The organism is Desulfovibrio sp. 1214_IL3152, from assembly GCF_036763055.1.
Lineage (GTDB): Bacteria > Desulfobacterota > Desulfovibrionia > Desulfovibrionales > Desulfovibrionaceae > Desulfovibrio.
The window spans coordinates 1-3904 of the sequence record NZ_JBAIYW010000414.1 but is presented as its reverse complement, the minus strand read 5'-3'; the positions used below and the strand labels follow the sequence as shown (position 1 = coordinate 3904).

The window sequence follows — 3904 nt, the reverse complement described above, 5'->3', positions numbered from 1 at the left end:
CGTCAGGGTCACGATGCTTCTGGCCCTGATAGCCAGGGCGGGTTCAGCGGTATGGGCCGCACAGGCGGCTCCGTTGCCGCTTTCGCTCTGTGCGGCAGCCGCCTGCGAACCCGTGTTGGAATCTGAAGGCCCCTTGGGGTGCATACTTGTTCCTTGAGCAGTTACCATTTGAAATACTCGCTTACGGCAGGCAAAAGCCTGCCTGCTCGCATTTCGCGGCAAGGATTTTCAGGAAAATCCTTGCCGCGCGGTGAACTCACTTCATTCGTAAACTGCTCTAGCGTCCGCGCCGGGCAAACTGCCCGCCGGAGACATAGAAGGTGTTTTCAACAATAAAGAGGGCATTGGGGTCAATGCTGTACACCAGGTTTTCCAGTCGCTTGAGGGCTATATTGGTGGTGACGGTGAGCAGGATTTCGCGGTCCGAGCCGGAATAGGCCCCCTTGCCGCGCAGCATGGTTGCCCCGAAGCGTTCCGTTACCAGGATGGCCTCGCTGATTTCTTCGCCGTGGTCGGAGATGACCATGACCAGCTTGCGCCTGTTGAACATGCCCAGCACATACTCAAGCGCGCTGGACGAGATGAACATCATGATCATTGACGCCACGATAAGGTCCAGCGGCAGGCGGTACGCGCCAAGCAGGAAAAGCAGGCCGTTGAAAATGACGTTGAACTGGCCGATGGAAAAATTCCAGCGGTCTTTGAGCACAACGGCGATAACGTCAGTGCCTCCGCCGCTGCCCAGGGTGCGCAGCATCACGCCGCAGGCCGCGCCGTGCAGCACGCCGCCTACGACGGCAGCATAAAGGTCGTTCTGCACGGGGATGGTAAAGTCGATAAAAAAGCCGAAAACCGTGGTACACAAGGTTCCGTAGGCTGTATAAAGCAAAAAACGTTTCCCCACAAAAAACCAGCCGAAAATATAGACCGGCGCGCACAGCAGCGCATACCAGACAAGGGGGGTAAGCGTGCCTGTCCAGTAATTGGTCAGCAGGGCCACGCCCATGATGCCCCCGGCGAGAAAGTCGTGGGGGGCGGCCACGCTTTGCACGCAGATGGTCATGAGCAGACCGCCGAGAGTCAGCCAGAGCAGGTTCCACCAGACGGATTCGGCCAGTTTGTGATTGTAGGAATAAAGTTTCATACCGCCATCCTGACAGTAATTTATGGTTACAGCAATCCCCAGGCCATCCTGGCGGCCACGATGATCAGAAAGCAGGCAAAGCCGCGCTTGAGCTTGTCCGCGGGCAGGGAATGCGAAAGCCTGACGCCCAGGGGCGCTGTAAGAAAACTGGCCGAGGCAATGCCGAGCAAGGCCCACAGGTTTACAAAGCCCAGAGTCATCGAGGGCAGGTCGGGACGCCCCCATCCGCCGATAATATAGCCCAGTGTACCCGCCACGGCGATGGGAAAGCCGATGGCGGCCGAAGTGCCTACGGCATGGTGCAGGGGAACGTTGCACGTGGACATGAACGGCACGGAAAGCGTGCCGCCGCCAATGCCCACAAAGCTTGAAAGAAGCCCTATGCCCACGCCCACGCCTGATGTACCCGCAAAGCCCGGCATATTGCGCGTGGCCGGGGGGCGGTAGCCCGAGAGCATCTGCGCTGCGACCACCACCAGAAAGCAGATGAAGATGATCTTGAGCGCCAGGGTGGGCATGTGCGTGGCAATAAGCCCGCCTCCGAACGTACCCAGAAGAATGCCGGGAGTGATATTGCGGAAAATATCCCAGTGCACGGCTCCGCGTTTGTTATGGGCGCGGGCGCTGGAGATGGATGTGATCATGATGGAGGCAAGCGACGTGCCGAGCGCCATCTGCTGCACATATTCCGCCGGAACGCCCACGGTGGGAAAGATAGCCACCATCATGGGTACCAGCACAATGCCGCCCCCCACGCCCAGAAGCCCGGCCAGCACACCGGCCACCGCGCCGCAGGCAAGATAGATCACAAGCGTCGTGAGCATTGGTCGCATCCTCCTGAAAAGTTCTGAAACATAGTAAAAACAAAGACGAAAAAACTGACAAAAATGCGGCAGCCCCGGTCGGGCAAACCGCGAAAAAGGCCGGGCAAGCGCCTTTAGAGCAGTTAACGAATGAAATGAGTTAACTGCTCTGCAAGGATTTTCTTGAAAATCCTTGCCACGAAATGCGAGAAGGCAGGCTTTTGCCTGTCGTAAGCGAGCATTTCAAGTGTTAAATGCTCTAGAGCAGATTAACTTTGAGAATATGCATTCTCAAAGTTTAAGGCACGCTCACTTCGGCGTTTAACCGCGCAGATAAACTGCGCTTACGCCTCCGTAGCGAACGTCTGCTCACGCAGCCGTCAGAGCAATGTAAAAGTGAAATTGCTCCAGGGCGCGCCCGACGGTATGGCCTTCTTCTAACTAGACAAAGGCCCAGCGGGCGTCAACAGACTTTTTGCTTTACAAAGCACCTTGGCGCGCCTACAAAAAGGGCATGATGTCTGCCGCTCCCGAAACAGCTGGTTCTGGGCGGGCGTTTTTTCCAACGCCCGGTCTGCCGGATTTTTTGAGGTTTCCGAAGTTCAGGGCCGCAGCCGCCCCCGTTGTTCCCCGTTGAAAAGCGGGGCTTTTTTTTACCTTTTACACAGCACTGCCATGAATACCGACAATCGCTACCACTGGCCGCACAAGGACCTGCTGGACGTAACGCAGCTGAGCAGGGCGGATACCCTGCACCTGCTCGATCTGGCCGTCAGCTTTCAGGAAATAAACAGCCGCCCGGTCAAAAAGGTTCCCACCCTCAAGGGCAAGACCGTGGTGCTTTTTTTTGTGGAAAACAGCACGCGCACCAAAACATCCTTTGACGTGGCGGGCAAGCGCCTTTCGGCAGACACCTTTGCGCTGGGCAAGAGCGGATCAAGCCTCAACAAGGGCGAAAGCCTCAAGGACACGGCCCTGACGCTTCAGGCCATGTCTCCGGATGTTATCGTCATGCGCCACTCCAGCAGTGGGGCGGCCCGCTATGTGGCGGACCTGCTGCCCTGCGGCGTGGTGAACGGCGGCGATGGCTGGCATGCCCATCCCACACAGGCGCTGCTGGACTGCTTCAGCCTGCGTGAAGCCTGGAAAAATTCCTTTGAGGGCCGTACCCTGCTGATTCTGGGCGATATTGCCCACAGCCGGGTGGCGCGTTCCAATATCCATCTGCTTACCGGTCTTGGCGTGCGCATACGGGTCTGCGCCCCGCGCACCCTGCTGCCTGCCGGGGTGGACCACTGGCCGGTGGAGGTATATACCGACCTGAAGCAGGCTGTGCGCGATGTGGACGCCGTAATGTGCCTGCGCTTGCAGTTGGAACGCCAGCAGGCAGGGCTTTTGCCCGATCTGGCCGAATATTCGCGGCGCTTTTGCCTTGGCCTCGACCATATGGCGCTGGCCCGACCCGGCGCAAGGGTGCTGCACCCCGGTCCCATGAACCGGGGCCTGGAAATTTCAGACGATATGGCCGATGCCCCAGCGAGCCTGGTGCTTGACCAGGTGGCTGCGGGCGTAGCCACGCGCATGGCAGTGCTTTATCTTCTGGCGACGCGCAATGACGGAGGTCGCGCATGAGGCTTTGCATCAAAAATGCCCGCCACCTGGAAGCCCCGGTGGACCTTCTGGTAACCGGTGGAAAGATTACGACCATGACTCCGGCGGGACACCACGCGCCCCCCGAAGGCTGTGAGATTTTCGATGCGCGCGGTCTTGTGCTCATGCCGAGCCTTATCGACGCCCACGTACACCTGCGCGAACCCGGTTTCGAGTATAAAGAGGACGTGGCCTCGGGGCTTGAGGCCGCCGCGCGCGGCGGTTTCGGCGGGGTCATGTGCATGGCGAATACCAGGCCCGTCAACGATACGGCAAGCGTTACCCGCCATATGCTGGACAAGGCCCG

4 protein-coding genes are annotated in these 3904 nt (G+C 58.7%); 2 read left to right on the top strand and 2 right to left on the bottom strand.

From position 1 onward, the window contains the following. Positions 1-277 precede the first annotated feature (277 nt). Both V6C07_RS08810 and V6C07_RS08805 read right to left on the bottom strand, forming a co-directional pair. Positions 278-1144, bottom strand: a complete 867-nt coding sequence (locus V6C07_RS08810; RefSeq protein WP_333536032.1) for a YitT family protein — start codon at positions 1142-1144, stop codon at positions 278-280. 26 nt (positions 1145-1170) lie between these two features. After that, positions 1171-1968: a sulfite exporter TauE/SafE family protein gene (locus V6C07_RS08805; protein WP_333536031.1), complete on the bottom strand. Its 798-nt coding sequence runs from the start codon at positions 1966-1968 to the stop codon at positions 1171-1173. A 654-nt stretch (positions 1969-2622) separates the two neighbouring features. On the opposite strand from V6C07_RS08805, the gene V6C07_RS08800 reads away from it, so the two are divergent. Both V6C07_RS08800 and V6C07_RS08795 read left to right on the top strand, forming a co-directional pair. Beyond that, positions 2623-3579, top strand: coding sequence for an aspartate carbamoyltransferase catalytic subunit (locus tag V6C07_RS08800; protein WP_333536030.1), 957 nt, complete (start codon positions 2623-2625; stop codon positions 3577-3579). Next, a partial coding sequence (locus V6C07_RS08795; RefSeq protein ID WP_333536028.1) for an amidohydrolase family protein occupies positions 3576-3904 on the top strand: 329 nt, incomplete at its 3' end. The genes V6C07_RS08800 and V6C07_RS08795, both read left to right, overlap by 4 nt.

Bases quoted from the DNA above. Each gene is read 5' to 3' on its own strand.
- V6C07_RS08810 (WP_333536032.1), bottom strand. From the start codon at position 1,144: ATGAAACTTTATTCCTACAATCACAAACTGGCCGAATCCGTCTGGTGG.
- V6C07_RS08805 (WP_333536031.1), bottom strand. From the start codon at position 1,968: ATGCTCACGACGCTTGTGATCTATCTTGCCTGCGGCGCGGTGGCCGGT.
- V6C07_RS08800 (WP_333536030.1), top strand. From the start codon at position 2,623: ATGAATACCGACAATCGCTACCACTGGCCGCACAAGGACCTGCTGGAC.